Origin of the sequence: Stappia indica (assembly GCF_020177335.1) — a bacterium.
GTDB classification, from domain to species: Bacteria; Pseudomonadota; Alphaproteobacteria; order Rhizobiales; family Stappiaceae; genus Stappia; species Stappia indica_B.
Genome location: NZ_JAIVMG010000010.1, coordinates 1 through 16580 on the forward strand (window position 1 = coordinate 1; position 16580 = coordinate 16580).

The following is a 16580-nucleotide window of genomic DNA, read 5'->3' on the forward strand; positions in this document are numbered from 1 at the left end:
CGTCAAACGGGTTCATCGACATCTTAACATTCGCAAGATCAACGCCAGAACCGTCAGACTTCACGCGAACCTTCACGTTGTAGTCAATAACCCGCTTTACGGGCACAAGGATCTTCATCTTTGTCTGTCCTTCGGTCGAGTTAGCCGGCAAAGCTGTAGGCGGTCTTCACGGTGGTGTAGAATTCGGCGGCGTAGCGGCCCTGTTCGCGCGAGCCGTAGGAGGAGCCTTTGCGGCCGCCGAAGGGCACGTGATAATCGACGCCGGCGGTGGGCAGGTTGACCATCACCATGCCGGCCTGGGCGTGGCGCTTGAAATTGCGGGCATAGGCCAGGCTGGAGGTGCAGATGCCAGCCGACAGGCCGAACTCGGTGTCATTGGCCAGGGCCAGCGCCTCGTCGAAATCCCGGGCGCGGATCAGGCTGGCGCAGGGACCGAAGATCTCCTCGCGGCTGGTGCGCATGTCGTTGGTGGCGTTGAGGAACAGCGCCGGGCGCTGGTAGTAGCCCTCGCGCTCCTCGTTGAGCCGTTCGCCGCCGATCACCTCGGCGCCTTCGCTGGCGGCCAGCGCCACATATTCCAGATTGCTGTTCAGCTGCTTGGCCGAGACCACCGGCCCGATCGCGGTGGCCGGATCGAGCGCATCGCCGACCTTGGACGCCGCCGCCGCTGCCGCAAGCCGCTCGGCAAACTCGTCATAGATCGGATCACAGACGATCAGCCGCGAGGAGGCGGTGCAGCGCTGCCCGGTGGAGAAGAACGCGCCGTTGAGGCAGGCGGCGACGGCGACATCGAGATCGGCGTCTTCCATCACCACCATCGGGTTCTTGCCGCCCATTTCGAGCTGAACCTTTTTCAGCCCGGACGCGGCCCGTACCGCCAGCGCCCGGCCGACGCCCACCGATCCGGTGAAGGAGATGGCATCGACTTCCGGGTGCTCGACCAGCGCGTTGCCGACGATGGCGCCGGTGCCCATCACCAGGTTGAAGACGCCGGCCGGCGCACCGGCCTCATGCAGGATTTCCGCCAGAAGATGAGCGGAGGCCGGGGTCAGGTCGGCGGGCTTGCAGACCACCGTGTTGCCGTAGCAAAGCGCTGGTGCGATCTTCCAGGCGGGAATGGCGATGGGGAAGTTCCAGGGGGTGATCAGGCCGACCACGCCGACCGGCTCGCGGGTCACATCCACATCCACATCGGCCCGCACGGAGGCCACCGCATCGCCGGCGACCCGGATCGCCTCGCCGGCGAAAAAGCGGAACACCTGGGCGGCACGGCCGACCTCGCCGATGGCCTCGGCCAGGGTCTTGCCTTCCTCCCGGGCAAGCACCCGGCCAAGTTCCTCCTTGCGCTCCGCCAGGCGCAGCCCCACCCGGTCGAGCAGGTCGGCGCGCACTTGCGGGCTGGCTCCGGCCCAGGCCGGCAGAGCGGCGCGCGCCGCCATCACCGCCCGGTTCACCTGATCCGCATCGGCGCGGGCGTAAAGCCCCACCAGATCGGTGACATCCGAGGGGGAGCGGTTTTCCACCGCATCCACGCCCGCCAGCCATTCGCCGGCAATGAGGTTCTTCCGAAGGTCCATGATCGTCTCCCACCTGTGCCTGGCGCTTTGTCTGCTGCACCAGGCACCCGTCCGCACCGGTTGTTCGTTGTCTGGCAGTGCCTTCCCTGCGGCAATGCCGTCGGCCCCGTCGCCGCATCGGCGGCGACGGGGTCCGTCGCTTCATATCAGGCCGCGGCCGCGCCTGCACCGATTGCTGCCTCGATTGCCGCTTCGATGATGTTGAGTGCTTCCTCGACCTGGTCCATCGGCGTCGTCAGCGGCGGCAGCAGGCGGATGACGTTGCCATAGGTGCCGCAGGGCAGGATGATCAGCCCGCGCGCTTCGGCCTCGGCGACGATCCGCTGGGTCAGCGCCGTATCCGGCGCGCGGCTGTCGCGGCTGGTGACGAGCTCGAAGGCGACCATGGCACCGAGGCCGCGCACATTGCCGATCGGCTCCATGCCCTGGCGCTGGGAGAGAGCGGTCAGCCGGGCGGTCAGCTCAGCGCCGATCTGGTTGGCGCGGGCGCAAAGCTCCTCCTCGGCGATCACGTCGAGCACCGCATTGGCGGCGGCCACCGCCAGCGGATTGCCGGCATAGGTGCCGCCGATGCCGCCGACCGGCGCTGCGTCGATCACTTCGGCCCGGCCGGTGACGGCGGACAGCGGAAAGCCGCCGGCCAGCCCCTTGGCCATGGTCACCAGATCGGCGGCGACGCCGGCGTGTTCCATGGCGAACAGCTTGCCGGTGCGGGCCATGCCGGCCTGAACCTCATCGGCGATCAGCAGGATACCGTGTTGGTCGGCAATCTTGCGCAGCTCGCGCAGGAAATCCGCATCGGCGACGTTGAAGCCGCCCTCGCCCTGCACCGGCTCGATGATGAAGGCTGCAACCCGCTCCGGGTCGATGGTCGACTTGAACAGCTGGTTCAGCGCCGCCAGGCTCGCCTCGGCCGTGACCCCGTGATAGGCGTTGGGGAAGGGGGCGTGGAACACCTCCGGCGGCATGGCGCCAAAGCTCTTCTTGTAGGGCGCGACCTTGCCGCACAGGGCCATGCCCATCAGCGTCCGGCCATGGAAGGCGCCGGCAAAGGCGATTACACCGGACCGTCCGGTGTAGGCCCGGGCCATCTTCACCGCGTTCTCGACCGCTTCCGCGCCGGTGGTTACCAGCATGGTTTTTTTGGTGAAATCGCCTGGGGCTGCGGCGTTCAGCCGTTCGGCGAGCCGGATGTAGCCCTCATAGGGGGCGACATGAAAGCAGGTGTGGGTGAAGGCCTCGGCCTGCTCGGCCACCGCAGCCATCACCTTCGGGTGACGGTGGCCGGTGTTGTTGACGGCGATGCCGGCGGCGAAGTCGATGTAGCGCTTGCCTTCCACGTCCCACAGCTCGGCATTCTCCGCCTTGACGGCATAGATGCCACGGGTGGCCACACCCTGGGCGACGGCGGTTTCGCGGCGGGATTTCAAATCGACGGTTGCAGTCATGATGATCCTCCTAATCTCAGAATTTCATATCATATGCTCAGAATAATGAGCAATCGCTTTTTGTGCTATTGATGCGCCGTTCGGCTGCCACTAACGTGGCGCCATCAGGAACGGAGGTGCGGATGGCAGATTTCGATGTAGGTGCAAGGCTTCGGCAATTGCGCCGGGCGCATAACATGTCCCAGCGTCAGCTCGCCGAGGCGGCGGGGGTGCCGCATGGCCAGGTGTCGATGATCGAAACCAACAAGAGCAGTCCTTCCATTGCATCTTTGCGCAAGATTCTGGGCGGTCTCGGGGTTGGAATGGTCGAGTTTTTTGAACCCGAGGCCCTTGATGCGTCGAAAGTGTTCTTCACCCCGTCGGAACTGCGCGACCTGACCTCGCGGGTGTACTCCGAGGTGAAGGGGGCGGAGGGCAAGATGAGCCTGAAGCAGGTCGGCGATGCGCGCAGCCATGGTTTGCAGATCCTCTATGAGACCTATGAGCCGGGCGCCGATACCGGCGAGACCATGCTCGAACATGTCGGCCATGAGGGCGGGGTGGTGGTCGCCGGGGAAATCGAGGTGACCGTCGGCGAGAACACCATGATCCTGAAGGCGGGCGATTCCTATCTGTTCAATTCCCAGGATCCGCATCGGTTTCGCAATGTGAGCGACCGTCCGGCCACCATGATTTCCGCCTGCGTTCCGCCGTATCTCTAACGTCTGCCTTCGCTGGCGGTCGCGCCGGCCCCTTGTCCTGTTTCTTCTTCCGAGAATCCCGCGATGGTGAGGCCCGGACGGCTTCCCGCCCGGGCGTGCTGGCGTTTCTGGCCGTCAGAACAGAAGGCTGGGCAGCCACAGGGCGATGCCGGGGAAGATCACCACCAGCGCCAGGCCGAGGATCTGCAGCGCGACGAAGGGCAGGGCCGACATGTAGATGTCGACGATGGTCACCTCCTTCGGCGCGACCGAGCGCATGTAGAAGAGGTTGTAGCCGAACGGCGGCGTCAGATAGGCCGACTGCATGCTGAGGATGAACAGGACGGCGAACCACACCGTGTCGAACCCGAGCTCCCGCACCACCGGAACGTAGAGCGGCACGGTGATGAAGATGATGGCGAAATCATCGAGGAACATGCCGAGCAGGAAGTAGCTGACCAGCATGGCGATGATCACCGCATGCGGCGACAGGCTGTAATCGTCGATCAGGTCCTGAACCATCATGCCGGCGCCGAGGCCGACGTAGATCTTGCTGAAGAACACCGCTGCGATGGCGATCCAGATCAGCATGCCCATCAGCTTGGCGGTGGTCTGCAGCACCGAGCTCAGCATCGCCAGATCGACCTGCCGCCGCAGGGCGGCGATGAGAAGCGCGCCGGCCGCACCGATTGCCGAGGCCTCGGACGGGGAGGTGACGCCGCCAACGATGCCGCCAAGCACCACGCCGACGAGCAGCCCCGGGCCGATCAGGTGGCGCAGCGACTTCAGCTTTTCGATCCCGTTGGCACGCTCCGCCTTGGGCGTCGGCGGCCCGAGCTCGGGGTTGAGCCGGCAGCGGATCAGGATATAGGCGATATAGATGCCGGCCAGCATCAGCCCGGGCATCAGCCCGGCGGCGAACAGCTTGCCGACCGAATCCCGCGACAGGAAGGCGTAGATGATCATCAGCACGCTGGGCGGGATCAGGAAGCCGAGCGCGCCGCCAGCCATGATGGTGCCGGTCACCAGGCGCTTGTCATAGGAGCGCTTCAGCATCGCCGGCAGGGCGATGATGCCAAGGCTCACGGTGGCCGCGCCGGACACCCCCGCCATGGCGGCAATGATCGCGCAGATCAGCACCGTGCCGACGCCCAGTCCGCCGGGCAGCCCGCCCACCAGCTTGTGGATCATCTCGAACAGGTCGTCGGTGATGCCGGAGCGCTCCAGCACCAGCCCCATGAAGATGAACAGGGGTAGCGCCACCAGCAGGAAATTGTCCATGGTCTCGTAGGCGGAGGCGAGCAGCAGGTCGAGCCCGCCGGCGCCGAACATCAGATAGGCGCTGCCCATGCCCGAGATCATCAGCGCCCACGCCAGCGGCGCGCCGATGGCCATCAGGCCCAGCATCGAGACAAACATGATGGCGGTGATCGTCATCGGGTCGAGTTCGGCCATTTCCATTCCTTTCGGCAGAGCCGCGCGCGGCCTGCTCAGCGGGCGATGCCCGCATCCCGTGTCCGCCCTGCGCTCGCTCCGTCCGGCCGGGACGGGTCGTGGTGCCCGGGCAGCGTCAATGCAGGGTTTCCGGGGCGTGGGTTTCCGCCACGTGCTCGTCTTCCTCGCTGCGCGGATCCTCGAACGCGACGCCGAGACAGCGCAGCAACGCCCGCAGGAATTCGGCGATGTTCTGCAGGAGCAGCAGGCCGACGGCGATCGGGATCACGGTCTTGATCGGGTAGAGCGGTGGTTGCCAGACGCTGCGGGCGGAAAATTCGTTCATCGCCCAGGAGGCAGCGGCGAAGTCCACCGACAGCCGGAAGAAGACCGCAAGCACCACCAGGCCGAGGCCGAAGACGATGGTGTCGAAGAAGCCCTGCACGCGCGGTGGCATCAAGGCGTAGATGACCTCGCTGCGCACATGGTCGTGGTGGCGCAGCGCGTAGCTGCCGGCGAGAATGCAGAAGGCGCCGAACAGCATGGTCGACAGCTCATGGGCCCAGATCGTCGGCGCGTTCAGGAAGTAACGCGCAACGATCTCGATCAGCAGCACCCCGATCAGCCCCAGCGTGATCCAGGAAATGACCTGCCCGACGAACTCGGACAGGCCATCCTGGAGAACCAGGTATCGCGTGAAGCGTTTCACTTCAGGCGTCCCTTGGCCTTGGCGTTCTCCACCAGGATCTCGATCGCCTTGGCGTTGCGCTCCGACTTGGCGGCTTCCTCCTGCCAGACGGTCTGCGCGGCGGCGGTCAGCCGGGCGGAATCCTCGGCCGGAATGGTCGAGAACTCGAAGATCTCACCGGCATCGACGATCTTCTGGTTGCCCTCTTCCAGCCAGGCGTGAATGTCGGCCGCATACTGGTCGATCGCCTTGGTCAGGATCTCGCGGTGCTCCTCGGACAGGCCGTCCCAAACCTTCGGGTTGGCGATCACCGTTTCGATCCAGCCCGGATTGAGCATGTTGAGGAAGGTGTAATGGGTGGCGGTCTCATGCAGCTTGAGCTGCTCGTATTCCACCGGGCCGCCGTAGATGGCGCCGTCGATCACGCCGGTGGACAGGCCGATGTAGAGCTCCTGCGCCGGCAGGTAGACGGTGGGAATGTCAAAGGCCTTCAGCACCTTGGCCATCTGCCCGGTGGCGCGGATCTTCATCGTCTTGAGGTCGTCGAGGCCGGTGATCGGCGTCTTGGTCAGGATGTCGTAGTTGCTGCCATAGCCGCGGCCGACCAGGGTGACGCCTTTTTCCGCATAGGCCTCGGCGATCAGGGTGTTGAGTCCCTGGTCCTCGAACAGGGCGCGGGCTTCCTCGGCGCTGGTCCAGGCGCCGGGCAGGCCCGCCTCGATGTTGCCGATGTCGACCTGTCCGGACCAGTAGCTGCCCACGCCATAGGCAATGTCGATGGTGCCCTTGGACACCGCGTCGACGAACTGGTCGCTGGCCACCAGCTCGCCGCCGCGGAAATACTGGATGCGCAGCGAGCCGCCGCTGGCTTCCTTCACCGTGTTGCGCATCTTCTTGGCAAAGGCGTCCATTTCCGTGCCGTAGAAGGTGTGGAAGCGCAGGCGGACCGTCTCGGCCGAGGCCGCGCTTCCCAGCGCGATCGACATGGTCACGCCAAGGGCGAGAGCTTTGAGGAATGTGCTGGCCATATGGTGTTTCTCCCTAGATTCAGATGCCCGGTCGCGGGTGATCCCGCATGGATCGGTGAAGGCGAACGCAAACAGGGGTGCAATTTCCGCGCTCAAGATTCGTGACAATACGACGTGATTTTACGTATTATCCTGTGCGAGGCGCCACGCGGTGGTGGCCTCGACGTCCTGATGCGTACTGAAATTCAGGCGGGAAATTGGCGGATTTTCGTGGCTTCTAGCCGGAATCCCGCTCCCCATCGCCTCGATCACTCCTCCCGAGCCAGACCATATCCGCGCTCATTTTCCTGCGCAATATAAAATCATTTCCTTAGACAAACTGGTGAGTGGTTGTTCCGGGCCGTTGCTGCAAGCGTGGCGATGTCCTGCATCATCTCGGGCAAAGGGAGGGCGTGCGGCGGTCCGGCGGCGGCGTCAAGCGCCGGAGGCTTCCGACAGGGCCAGCTCGGCCTGGATCCAGTCGCGCAGGCGGACAGTCGCCGGGTCGGTCCGCCGTGTCGGAGCGACGACGATGTAGTAGCCGCCAAGACGGATATCGGTGTCGAACAGCTCGGTCAGGTTGGCCGCCTCCAACTCGCGCCGGGTCAGGATGCGGCTGGCAAGAGCGATGCCCTGGCCCGACATTGCCGCGTCGAGGCCAAGGTTCGCATCGCCAAGGCGCGGCCCGCCGAGCGTGCCGGCGGCAATGCCGGCGGCCTCGAACCAGTTGCGCCACTGCCGGTGGCTTTCTTCATGGATCAGCGGCAGGCGCGGCAGCCCGTCCGGTCCGTCCGGCACGCCGCGATCGGCGATCCAGTTGGCCGAGGCCACGGGAAACATGCGCGGGCGCAAGAGGGGCACGGCGGCGGCGGGCAGATCGTCGAAATCGCCGAAGCCGATGGCCAGATCCGCCTGGGAGCGGCTGAAATCCGGCAGCTCCGTCGTCGAGCGGACCATCACATTCGCGCCGGGAAACAGCTCCTCCAGCCGCGAGATCCGAGGCGCCAGCCAGCGCGAGGCCAGCCCGGGCACGCACCAGATGCGGATGCCCCGGTTGCGGTGGCGCGGACGCAGGTCGCTGGCCGCGTTGGCGATCAGTTGAAAGGCCTGGGTGACGGAGGCGAACAGGCTCGCCCCCTCATCCGTCAGCACCGCGCCGCGCGGTCCCGACTGCACCAGCTTGCAGCCCATCCAGGCTTCCAGATTGCGCACATGCCGGCTGACGACCGTGTGGCTGACACCGATGTTGTCGGCGGCCTTGCGCATGCTGCCGGTCCGCCCGGTCGCCTCGAAGGCGCGCAGCATGATCAGCGGTGGCATCTGCGCCGCCGGTGCCGCGTCCTCGCCCGTGTCGTCCCTGTTGGTCATGCGGCGGTCATCCGGTGATCCCTGCCCGGCGCCTCATGCCCGGTCAGTGGAAACTATGATGCACCACAGCGTGTAAATCAATCACGTACCGGGGCCCGCCCGTTCCCCCGTATTCTCCCCGGCAAACAGTCCATGGAGAGTCCCTCGATCATGACCAACACCGATTTGCAGCAGCGGCGCGAGACCGCCATCCCCCGCGGCATCGCCACGGCCTTTCCGGTCTATGCCGCCCGCGCCGAGAATGGCGAGCTGTGGGACGTCGACGGCAACCGTTATGTGGATTTCGCCGGCGGCATCGCCGTGCTCAACACCGGCCACCGCCACCCCAAGGTGATCGAGGCGGTATCGCGGCAGCTTGAGGCCTACACCCACACCGCGTTCCAGATCATTCCCTATGAGCCCTATGTGGCGGTGTGCGAGCGGCTCAATGCGCTGGCGCCGTTCTCCGGTCCGGCCAAGACGATCCTCTTGTCGACCGGCGCGGAAGCGGTCGAAAACGCCATCAAGATCGCCCGGGCGCATACCCGCCGTGCCGGTGTCATCGCCTTCACCGGCGGCTTCCACGGCCGCACCAGCCTGACCATGGCGCTGACCGGCAAGGTCGCACCCTACAAGAAGTCCTTCGGCATTGCGCCGGCCGGCGTCTACCACGTGCCGTTCCCGGCCGAGGAGCATGGCGTCAGCGTCGACGATGCGCTGCGCAGCCTCGATCTGCTGTTCCGCGCCGATATCGATCCGAGCGATGTCGCCGCCATCATCATCGAGCCGGTGCAGGGCGAGGGTGGGTTCCTGCCGGCGCCGGCCGAGCTGATCGCCGAGCTGCGCAAGATCGCCGATGCCCATGGCATCGTCCTGATCGCTGACGAAATCCAGACGGGCTTTGCCCGCACCGGCAAGATGTTCGGCATCGAGCATTCCGGCGTCGAGCCGGATCTTGTCACCGTGGCCAAGTCGCTCGCCGGCGGTTTCCCGCTGTCTGGCGTGATCGGCCGCGCCGAGATCATGGATGCGGCCGGCCCGGGCGGCCTTGGCGGCACCTATGCGGGCAGCCCGATTGCCTGTGCGGCGGCGCTGGCCGTTCTCGACGTGATCGAGGAAGAGGGGCTGATCGAGCGTGCCAACGCGGTCGGCGCCCGGATCAAGGCGGCGCTGGACAAGGCCGCCGCGCGCAACGATGCGGTTCCGGTCGCGGCGATCCGTGGTCCCGGGGCGATGGTCGCCTTCGATATCGTCAGCGCCGATGGCGAGGGAACGCCGGATGCGGAAGCGACCCGCCGGGTGGTGGCCGCCGCGCTGGCCGAGGGGCTGATCATCCTGTCCTGCGGCGTCTACGGCAACACCATCCGCATTCTTAACCCGCTGACGGTGTCCGACGCGCTGCTCGACGAGGGGCTGGAAAAGCTCACCCGCGCGCTCGTCGCGGCCCGGGCCTGAGAGGAAAGGGGATGACCATGCGAACCCTGACCGATCCCGCTCTGCTGAAGACCCAGAGCTTCATTGGCGGCGCCTTTGAAGGGGAGGGCCGCGTGCCCGTCACCAATCCGGCGACCGGCGAGACCCTCGCAAAGGTGCCGGACATGGGGGCGGAAGAGGCGACCCGCGCCGTTGAGGCCGCCGCCGCTGCCTTCCACCCCTGGGCGGCGCAGACCGCCAAGCAGCGCAGCGCCATCCTCAGGACCTGGTTCGATCTGATCCGGGAGAGCCGCGAGGACCTGGCGACGATCCTGACCAGCGAGCAGGGCAAGCCTTTTGCCGAAGCCTTGGGCGAGATCGACTACGCCGCGTCCTACGTGGAGTTCTATGCCGAGGAAGCCAAGCGGGTGATGGGCGAGATCCTGCCCTCCCACACCGCCGATGCCCGGCTTCTGGTCCTGCGTCAGCCGATTGGCGTCGTCGCCGCCATCACCCCGTGGAATTTCCCGGCGGCGATGATCACCCGCAAGATCGCCCCGGCGCTCGCTGCCGGTTGCACGGTGGTGGTCAAGCCGGCGCCGGAAACGCCGCTGACCGCGCTGGCACTGGCGGAACTGGCCCGGCGCGCCGGATTCCCGGAGGGCACCGTCAATGTGCTGACCGGTGATGCGGTCGCCATCGGCGGTGTGCTTTCCAGCCATCCGAAGGTGCGGCTCCTGGGCTTCACCGGCTCCACCGCAGTGGGCAAGATGCTGATGGCCCAGGCGGCCACCACCGTGAAGAAAGTGGCGCTGGAGCTGGGCGGCAATGCGCCGTTCATCGTCTTCGACGATGCGGATATCGACGCGGCGGTCGATGGTGCCATTGTCTCCAAGTACCGCAACATGGGCCAGACCTGCGTCTGCACCAACCGCATCTACGTGCAGGACGGGGTGCATGACGCCTTCGTCGAGCGGCTGGCGGAACGGGTCGCCGCGCTCAAGGTCGGCGACGGCTTCGAGGATGGCGTGGTGCAGGGGCCGCTGATCAACGACCGGGCGGTGGAGAAGGTGGAAAGCCACATCGCCGACGCCCTGGCCAAGGGCGCTCAGCTTGTCACCGGCGGCAAGCGTCACGAGCGCGGCCGCACTTTCTTCGAGCCGACGGTGCTGACCGGTGCCACCGCCGACATGCTGGTGGCCTCGCAGGAAACCTTCGGCCCGCTGGCACCGGTGTTCCGCTTCTCCACCGAAGAAGAGGTGGTCGCTGCCGCCAACGATACCGAATTCGGTCTCGCCGGTTATTTCTATGCCCGGGACGCGGGCCGGATCTTCCGGGTGCTGGAAGCGCTGGAATACGGCATGGTCGGCATCAACACCGGGGCGATTTCCACCGAGCTGGCGCCGTTTGGCGGCATCAAGGAAAGCGGCAATTCCCGCGAGGGCTCGCACCATGGCATCCATGAGTTCACCGAACTCAAATACGGATGCCTTGGCGGTCTGACCCACCCGGCCTGACCCGCCCGGCCTGACCCGAGCGGTCTGACCCGAGCGGTCTGACCTGCTATCTGAAAAAAACGCGCGCCGGTCCGTCGTGGCCGGCGCGCGTTTGTTCCGGCCTATCGCAGCGGGACGCTGACCGCCGAAAGCCGGTCCAACTCGTCGAAGCTGTCCGGCGCGGCGGCAAGAATACGCGCCGGTATGGTCAGTGCATCGCCGGGAAATGGCAGCACCTTGCCGCCGGCTTCCAGGATCAGGCAATGGCCGGCCATGCAGTCCCAGGCGTTCATGCTCGGCTCGGCATAGCCCACCAGCCGTCCTGCGGCGACATAGGCCAGCATCAGCGCGCCGGAGCCGTTGCGGATGAACCCACCGCCGATCTCCAGGATGTTGGCGATCATGCCGGCGACAGCCGAAGGGGGCACCCGGTCGTTGGAGCCGAGCCCGACCACGCCGCTGCGCAGATCCAGCGTGTCGGTGACCCGGATCGGCGTGCCGTTCAGGGTGGCGCCGCCGCCGCGCATGGCGGCGTAGAGCTCCCGGTGGCAGGGGGCGGCGATCACGCCGATCACCGGTTCGCCGCTGAGGCTGACGCCGACCGATACGCACCAGTTCGGCATGCCGTTGAGGAACGGGCTGGTGCCGTCGATCGGGTCGATCACCCAGGTCAGGCCGCTGCTGCCGGGCTCAAGACCGAACTCCTCACCGAGAATGCCGTCCTTGGGGAAGGCCTTGGCGATGCGCTCGCGGATCAGGGTTTCGACCGAGCGGTCGGCCTCCGACACCAGATCCTGGGCGTGGCGCTTGGTTTCCACGGCAAGGGCATCGCGGCGCTGAAAAAAGTCGAGCGCCAGCGCGCCGGCGGCCTCGGCCAGCTCCTTGGCGAAGGCGAAACGGTCGGCAATCCCGGTCTCGGCCGGGGCGGGGTCATCAAGGGTCAAGGCAGTCTCCTGAAAAGTAAGCGAGCCGGCTAACCGGCGATCAGCGCGATGCCGCGATCACGAAAGCCGACGGACACATCGGCCCCGGGCGGCAGCGGATCGGCGGTGCCGGTGTCGATGACGAAAATGGTGCTGTTTTCCAGTTCCACCTCGTATTCGACATGATCGCCGAGATAGGCCGAACTCTGGATGCGGCCCGGCAACCGGTTTCCGGTTCCCGGCGTTCCAGTTCCAATTGTCCCGGTTTCAGGTGTCAGTGTGATGGCATTGGCCCGCACCGCCAGTTTGGCCGGCCCCGGAGTGGCGGCTCGGGCGGCCAGGCTGTGGCGAAAACCGCCGATCTCGATGGTGGCCCGGCCGTCGCTGGCATCGACGATCTGGCAGGGCAGCACGTTGGCCTCGCCCATGAAATCGGCGATGAACTCGGACACCGGGGCCTCATAGAGCTCGCGCGGCGGACCCTGCTGCGCGATCCGGCCGCTGTCCATCACCACGATCCGGTCGGAGACGGCGAGCGCCTCCTCTTGGTCGTGGGTGACATAGACGGCGGTGAAGCCGAGGCGCTGCTGCAGCTCGCGGATTTCCGTGCGCACCCGCCGGCGCAGCCGTGCGTCGAGATTGGACAGGGGCTCGTCGAGCAAGAGCACCTGCGGCTCCAGCACCAGGGCGCGCGCCACCGCGACCCGCTGCTGCTGCCCGCCGGACAGTTCCGCCGGCAGTCGGCCGCCATAGCCGCCAAGCCCGACCAGCGTCAGGCCGGCATCGGCGTTTTCCCGCGCCTCGGCCTTGGACTGGCCGCCGGCCTGCAGCCCGTAGGCGACATTGTCGAGCACCGACATATGCGGAAACAGGGCATAGGACTGGAACACCATGGCGACGTCGCGCTCGTTGGCCGGCAGCCGCGTCACGTCGCGCCCGCCGATCTCGATGCTGCCCGAGGTCGGTGTTTCCAGCCCGGCAAGCATGCGCAAGGTGGTGGTCTTGCCGCAGCCGGACGGCCCGAGCAGGGTCACAAGGGTTCCCGGCTCGATGTCCAGATCAAGGTCATGGATCGCGGTGAAGGTGCCGAAACACTTGCGAACATTGCGAAAACGGACGGATCCGCGCGCTGGTTGGGTCATGCTTCTGCCTCCTGGGCAAGGGATGGGCGGGCCGCTTTCGGCTTGTGGGCAACGCTGGTCTCGCGCCGCAGCCGGCGTTCGCCGACCAGCAGCTGGAAACCGGCGATCACGGTGATCATCACGAAGATCAGCACCGAGGAATAGGCGATGGCGATGCCGTATTCGCCGTTCTCCACCAGGCCGACGATATAGGCGGTGGCCATGTTGTACTTGGCGCTGACGAGGAAGATCACCGCGCTGATCGAGGTGATCGCCCGCACGAAGGAATAGACCAGCGCCGCCATGATCGCCGGCCGCAGCAGGGGCAGGATCACCTTGCGGATGGTGCGCGGGCTGCTGGCGCCAAGGGTGATCGAGGCTTCATCCAGGCTCTTGTCGAGCTGGCTCATGGCGGCGACGCCGCCGCGCACGCCCACGGGCATGTTGCGGAAGACGAAGCAGGCGATGAGGATCAGCGCCGTGCCGGTCATCTCCAGCGGCGGCAGGTTGAACGCCATGATGTAGCTGATGCCGATCACCGTGCCGGGAATGGCAAAGCTCAGCATCAAGGCGAACTCGAAGGCATTGCGGCCGACGAATTTCTGCCGGACGATGAGATAGGCGGTCAGGAGGCCGACCGCGGCGGTCAGCGGCGCGGCGAGAAGCGCGATCTCCATGGTCGTCCAGAAGCTGTCCCAGGCGACCCCGGTCCAGGCAAGCCCGCCATCGCGCCATTCGACGGAAAAGCCGCGCAGATAGTGTTCGAAGGTCAGGGTGTGATCGAGACCCCAGGTGGTCACCAGCCCGCCGAACAGGATCATGCCGTAGATCGCCAGGGTGAAGACGATCCAGGGAACGACGATGGCGTAGAGCAGGGCGGCGAGCGGAGCCGGCAGGGCGACATGCTTGCCGGAATCGCCCTTGCCGGTGACGGTGGCGAAGTTGCGGCCCGACAGCCACAAACGCTGCACCAGAAACGCCGAGAGCGTGAAGGTCAGCAGCACGATGGCCAGCACTGCGGCGCGGGACGGATCGGTCTGGGCGCCGACCACGGCGAAGAAGATCTCCGTCGACAGCACGCCGTGGCTACCGCCGAGCACCAGCGGATTGCCGAAATCGGCCATGCTTTCGATGAAGGCGATCAGGAAGGCATTGGCAAGACCCGGCGCCATCAACGGCAGGGAGACCATGCGGAAGGTGCGCCAGCGCCCGGCGCGAAGGGTCTGCGAGGCTTCCTCCATCGACGGGCTGACCCCTTCCACCACGCCGATCAGCACGAGAAAGGAGATCGGCGTGAAGGACAGCACCTGGGCGATCCAGATGCCGGTGAGGCCGTAGAGCCAGCGGCCCAGTTCGACATCGAAGGCCGCCTCAATCCAGTGGGTGACGACGCCGGCGCGACCGAGCATCATCGTCAGCGCCAGGCCGATGACGAAGGGCGGGGTGATGATCGGCAGCACCGTCAGCAGCCGCAGGCCCTTCTTTGCCGGAAAGCGGGTGCGGGTGGCGACCAGCGCGAAGGCAAGGCCGAGCAGGGTGGAGCCGGTCGCGGTCATCAGCGCCAGGAACAGGGTGCGCCAGGCAACGCCGCAGCGGTTGCCGCCGATCACGCAATCAAGGCTCCAGATCGCCGGATCCTGGATGTTGCGCAGGAAACCGTCCGGGTTGAACGACCCGTCGAAATCCTGGAACGAGCCGGCGAACATGCTGACGATCGGGTAGAAGACGAAGGTGGCGACCAGGGCGATGAGCAGGGCGATGGCGCCAATGGTGAAGGCATCGCCCTTCATGACCCCGCGTTCCGCCAGCCCGAAGGCGAGGAGCGCGAGGAAGCACAGGAACAGCATGACGGCGCCGGCGCCGAAGGCCGGCTGTCCGGGGTCGAGCGGGCCGAACACCGTGTCGCCGAGGCTCCAGGACCAGCCCCACAGGGTGATGGCAAGGCCCTGCAGCACCATGAAGATCAGCCCGGCTGTGCCGATAGCGGCAAGCGTGCCGCCGCGCCGCCCCGGTTGACCGAGTGCCCGAACGCCGATGGCGGCGGCGAACAGCGCCAGGGCCACGGCAAGCCACCCGCGGCCGAGGAACGGCTGCAGGATGCCGGGATAGAGCTCGGGCTTTTCGGCCATCTCGGCCAGCCAGCCGAAGGAGAAGAAGCCGCCCTCCACCCGGTACCAGGGCAACAGGCAAACGGAGAGCAGGCCGAGCCCGAACATGATGTCGAGCCGGCGGTTTTCGCGGGTCATGGCGCGATCCTGTGGCAGGTCAGATGGACGGACCTCCGGCGCCGTGGCCGGAGGTCCGCTCTTGGGAAGGGCGCGATCAGTTGGCGATGGCGCCGATCTCACGGTCCCAGCGCTCCAGCAGCGCGCGGCGGCGCTCGGTGCTGCCATAGGTGGCGAAATCGTAGTCGATCAGCTTGACCTCATCGAGGTTCGGCGCCTCCTTCGGCACCGCCGCGTTCTTGTTGGACGGCAGCTGGAAGGATTTCGCGTCCTTCAGGAGCGACTGGGTCTCCGGCTTCAGGGCCCAATCGTACCAGACCTTGGCCTCGTCGGCATTGCGCGCCCGGTTGACGATCGACATGGAGCCGATCTCGTAGCCGGTGCCCTCGCACGGCGCGACCACCGTGATGGGGAAGCCCTCGACCGCCTGGGATACCGCGTCATGCATGAAGACGATGCCGACACCGGTTTCGCCGCGCGCCGCCGCCTTGACCGGTGCGGAGCCGGACTTGGTGTATTGCGCCACGTTGTCGTTGAGCTTCTTCAGATAGGCGAAGGCTTCGTCCTCGCCCATCAGCTGCACCAGCGTCGCCAGTGCGGTGTAGGCGGTGCCGGAGGAATTGGGATTGGCGACCTGGATCTCGCCCTTCAGGGCCGGATCGAGCAGATCCGCCCAGCATTTCGGCGCTTCAGCGCCCTTTTGCTTCAGGATGTCGGTGTTGTAGCCCCAGCCAAGAGCGCCGGAATAAACGCCAACCGTCTTGTAGCCGGAGCTTTCCGCCTGCTTGACGGCCCAGGGGTGCAACTCGGCCAGCATCGGCGACTTGTACTCCATGGTCAGCCCGTCGGTCGCCGCCTGCAGATGCGGATCGCCGGTGCCGCCCCACCAGATGTCGGTCTTCGGATTGCGCGCCTCGGCGCGCAGCTTGGCATAGGTCTCGCCGGACGACAGCCGCACCATCGACACGTCGATGTCGTGACTGGCCTCGAAGGTCTCCACCAGCAATTCGCAGATCACCACATCGGCGGAGCAGATCAGGTTGAGTTCGGCGGCATTCGCCGTCCCCGCCGCGCCGAAGAGCGTTCCCGTGGCGATCATGGTCGCGGCCATCAAGCTCTTTTTCATCAGAAGATCCTCCCTCCAGGCGGTTCCCGCCGCCATGTGTTTGTACACGTGTGCAATGTTTGACAAGGGGCGGAAACAAGTCAATCCTTGTTGTC

At 66.1% G+C, this 16580-nt stretch carries 13 protein-coding genes and 1 pseudogene; 3 read left to right on the forward strand and 11 right to left on the reverse strand.

Annotated elements, in window-relative coordinates; translation table 11 throughout:
* The 3 genes and pseudogenes from LC062_RS14010 to gabT (LC062_RS14020) all read right to left on the reverse strand — a co-directional run.
* Positions 1-118 (reverse strand): annotated as a pseudogene (locus LC062_RS14010) (electron transfer flavoprotein subunit beta/FixA family protein); the annotation flags it as partial.
* Between the two features lie 22 nt (positions 119-140).
* A complete protein-coding gene (locus LC062_RS14015) occupies positions 141-1577 on the reverse strand; it encodes an aldehyde dehydrogenase family protein (RefSeq protein ID WP_224911661.1) in 1437 nt (478 codons plus the stop codon).
* Positions 1578-1723: 146 nt separating this feature from the next.
* Positions 1724-3025 carry a 4-aminobutyrate--2-oxoglutarate transaminase gene (gabT, locus tag LC062_RS14020; RefSeq protein WP_224911662.1) on the reverse strand — a complete coding sequence of 434 codons (1302 nt, stop codon included), beginning with the start codon at positions 3023-3025 and terminating at the stop codon, positions 1724-1726.
* Between the two features lie 122 nt (positions 3026-3147).
* Here gabT (LC062_RS14020) and LC062_RS14025 point away from each other — a divergent pair, with 122 nt between their 5' ends.
* A complete protein-coding gene (locus LC062_RS14025; protein WP_181760145.1) occupies positions 3148-3726 on the forward strand; it encodes a cupin domain-containing protein in 579 nt (192 codons plus the stop codon).
* 114 nt (positions 3727-3840) lie between these two features.
* Here LC062_RS14025 and LC062_RS14030 read toward each other — a convergent pair whose 3' ends face one another.
* The 4 genes from LC062_RS14030 to LC062_RS14045 all read right to left on the reverse strand — a co-directional run bounded on the left by LC062_RS14030 (position 3841) and on the right by LC062_RS14045 (position 8202).
* Entirely contained in the window at positions 3841-5160 is a 1320-nt protein-coding gene (locus LC062_RS14030; protein WP_224911663.1) for a TRAP transporter large permease, read from the reverse strand.
* Between the two features lie 115 nt (positions 5161-5275).
* Positions 5276-5848, reverse strand: coding sequence for a TRAP transporter small permease subunit (locus LC062_RS14035; RefSeq protein ID WP_224911664.1), 573 nt, complete (start codon positions 5846-5848; stop codon positions 5276-5278).
* Positions 5845-6855 (reverse strand): TRAP transporter substrate-binding protein, encoded by a 1011-nt coding sequence (locus tag LC062_RS14040; protein ID WP_224911665.1) that lies wholly within the window; start codon positions 6853-6855, stop codon positions 5845-5847. Before LC062_RS14040 ends, LC062_RS14035 begins: the two co-directional genes overlap by 4 nt.
* A 414-nt stretch (positions 6856-7269) precedes the next feature.
* Complete coding sequence (locus LC062_RS14045; RefSeq protein WP_224911666.1) at positions 7270-8202, reverse strand: LysR substrate-binding domain-containing protein; 933 nt, start codon at positions 8200-8202, stop codon at positions 7270-7272.
* A gap of 150 nt (positions 8203-8352) precedes the next feature.
* On the opposite strand from LC062_RS14045, the gene gabT (LC062_RS14050) reads away from it, so the two are divergent.
* Together gabT (LC062_RS14050) and LC062_RS14055 are read left to right on the forward strand one after the other, a co-directional pair.
* Positions 8353-9636: a 4-aminobutyrate--2-oxoglutarate transaminase gene (gene gabT / locus LC062_RS14050; protein ID WP_224911667.1), complete on the forward strand. Its 1284-nt coding sequence runs from the start codon at positions 8353-8355 to the stop codon at positions 9634-9636.
* Between the two features lie 17 nt (positions 9637-9653).
* On the forward strand, positions 9654-11111 hold the full coding sequence (locus LC062_RS14055; RefSeq protein WP_224911847.1) for an NAD-dependent succinate-semialdehyde dehydrogenase: 1458 nt from the start codon (positions 9654-9656) through the stop codon (positions 11109-11111).
* 101 nt (positions 11112-11212) lie between these two features.
* Here LC062_RS14055 and LC062_RS14060 read toward each other — a convergent pair whose 3' ends face one another.
* The 4 genes from LC062_RS14060 to LC062_RS14075 form a co-directional block, all read right to left on the reverse strand.
* The gene (locus LC062_RS14060) at positions 11213-12034 is read right to left on the reverse strand and encodes an inositol monophosphatase family protein (RefSeq protein WP_263625674.1); all 822 of its coding nucleotides are present in this window, start codon (positions 12032-12034) and stop codon (positions 11213-11215) included.
* Between the two features lie 29 nt (positions 12035-12063).
* Positions 12064-13155, reverse strand: coding sequence for an ABC transporter ATP-binding protein (locus LC062_RS14065; protein ID WP_224911668.1), 1092 nt, complete (start codon positions 13153-13155; stop codon positions 12064-12066).
* Positions 13152-15380 (reverse strand): ABC transporter permease, encoded by a 2229-nt coding sequence (locus LC062_RS14070; protein WP_224911669.1) that lies wholly within the window; start codon positions 15378-15380, stop codon positions 13152-13154. The genes LC062_RS14065 and LC062_RS14070 overlap by 4 nt, the downstream gene beginning before the upstream one ends.
* Before the next feature lie 76 nt (positions 15381-15456).
* Positions 15457-16458, reverse strand: a complete 1002-nt coding sequence (locus tag LC062_RS14075) for an ABC transporter substrate-binding protein (protein WP_404829728.1) — start codon at positions 16456-16458, stop codon at positions 15457-15459.
* Between the last annotated feature and the right edge of the window lie 122 nt (positions 16459-16580).

Bases quoted from the DNA above. Each gene is read 5' to 3' on its own strand.
- LC062_RS14015 (WP_224911661.1), bottom strand. From the start codon at position 1,577: ATGGACCTTCGGAAGAACCTCATTGCCGGCGAATGGCTGGCGGGCGTG.
- gabT (WP_224911662.1), bottom strand. From the start codon at position 3,025: ATGACTGCAACCGTCGATTTGAAATCCCGCCGCGAAACCGCCGTCGCC.
- LC062_RS14025 (WP_181760145.1), top strand. From the start codon at position 3,148: ATGGCAGATTTCGATGTAGGTGCAAGGCTTCGGCAATTGCGCCGGGCG.
- LC062_RS14030 (WP_224911663.1), bottom strand. From the start codon at position 5,160: ATGGCCGAACTCGACCCGATGACGATCACCGCCATCATGTTTGTCTCG.
- LC062_RS14040 (WP_224911665.1), bottom strand. From the start codon at position 6,855: ATGGCCAGCACATTCCTCAAAGCTCTCGCCCTTGGCGTGACCATGTCG.
- LC062_RS14045 (WP_224911666.1), bottom strand. From the start codon at position 8,202: ATGACCAACAGGGACGACACGGGCGAGGACGCGGCACCGGCGGCGCAG.
- gabT (WP_224911667.1), top strand. From the start codon at position 8,353: ATGACCAACACCGATTTGCAGCAGCGGCGCGAGACCGCCATCCCCCGC.
- LC062_RS14055 (WP_224911847.1), top strand. From the start codon at position 9,654: ATGCGAACCCTGACCGATCCCGCTCTGCTGAAGACCCAGAGCTTCATT.
- LC062_RS14065 (WP_224911668.1), bottom strand. From the start codon at position 13,155: ATGACCCAACCAGCGCGCGGATCCGTCCGTTTTCGCAATGTTCGCAAG.
- LC062_RS14070 (WP_224911669.1), bottom strand. From the start codon at position 15,380: ATGACCCGCGAAAACCGCCGGCTCGACATCATGTTCGGGCTCGGCCTG.
- LC062_RS14075 (WP_404829728.1), bottom strand. From the start codon at position 16,458: ATGATCGCCACGGGAACGCTCTTCGGCGCGGCGGGGACGGCGAATGCC.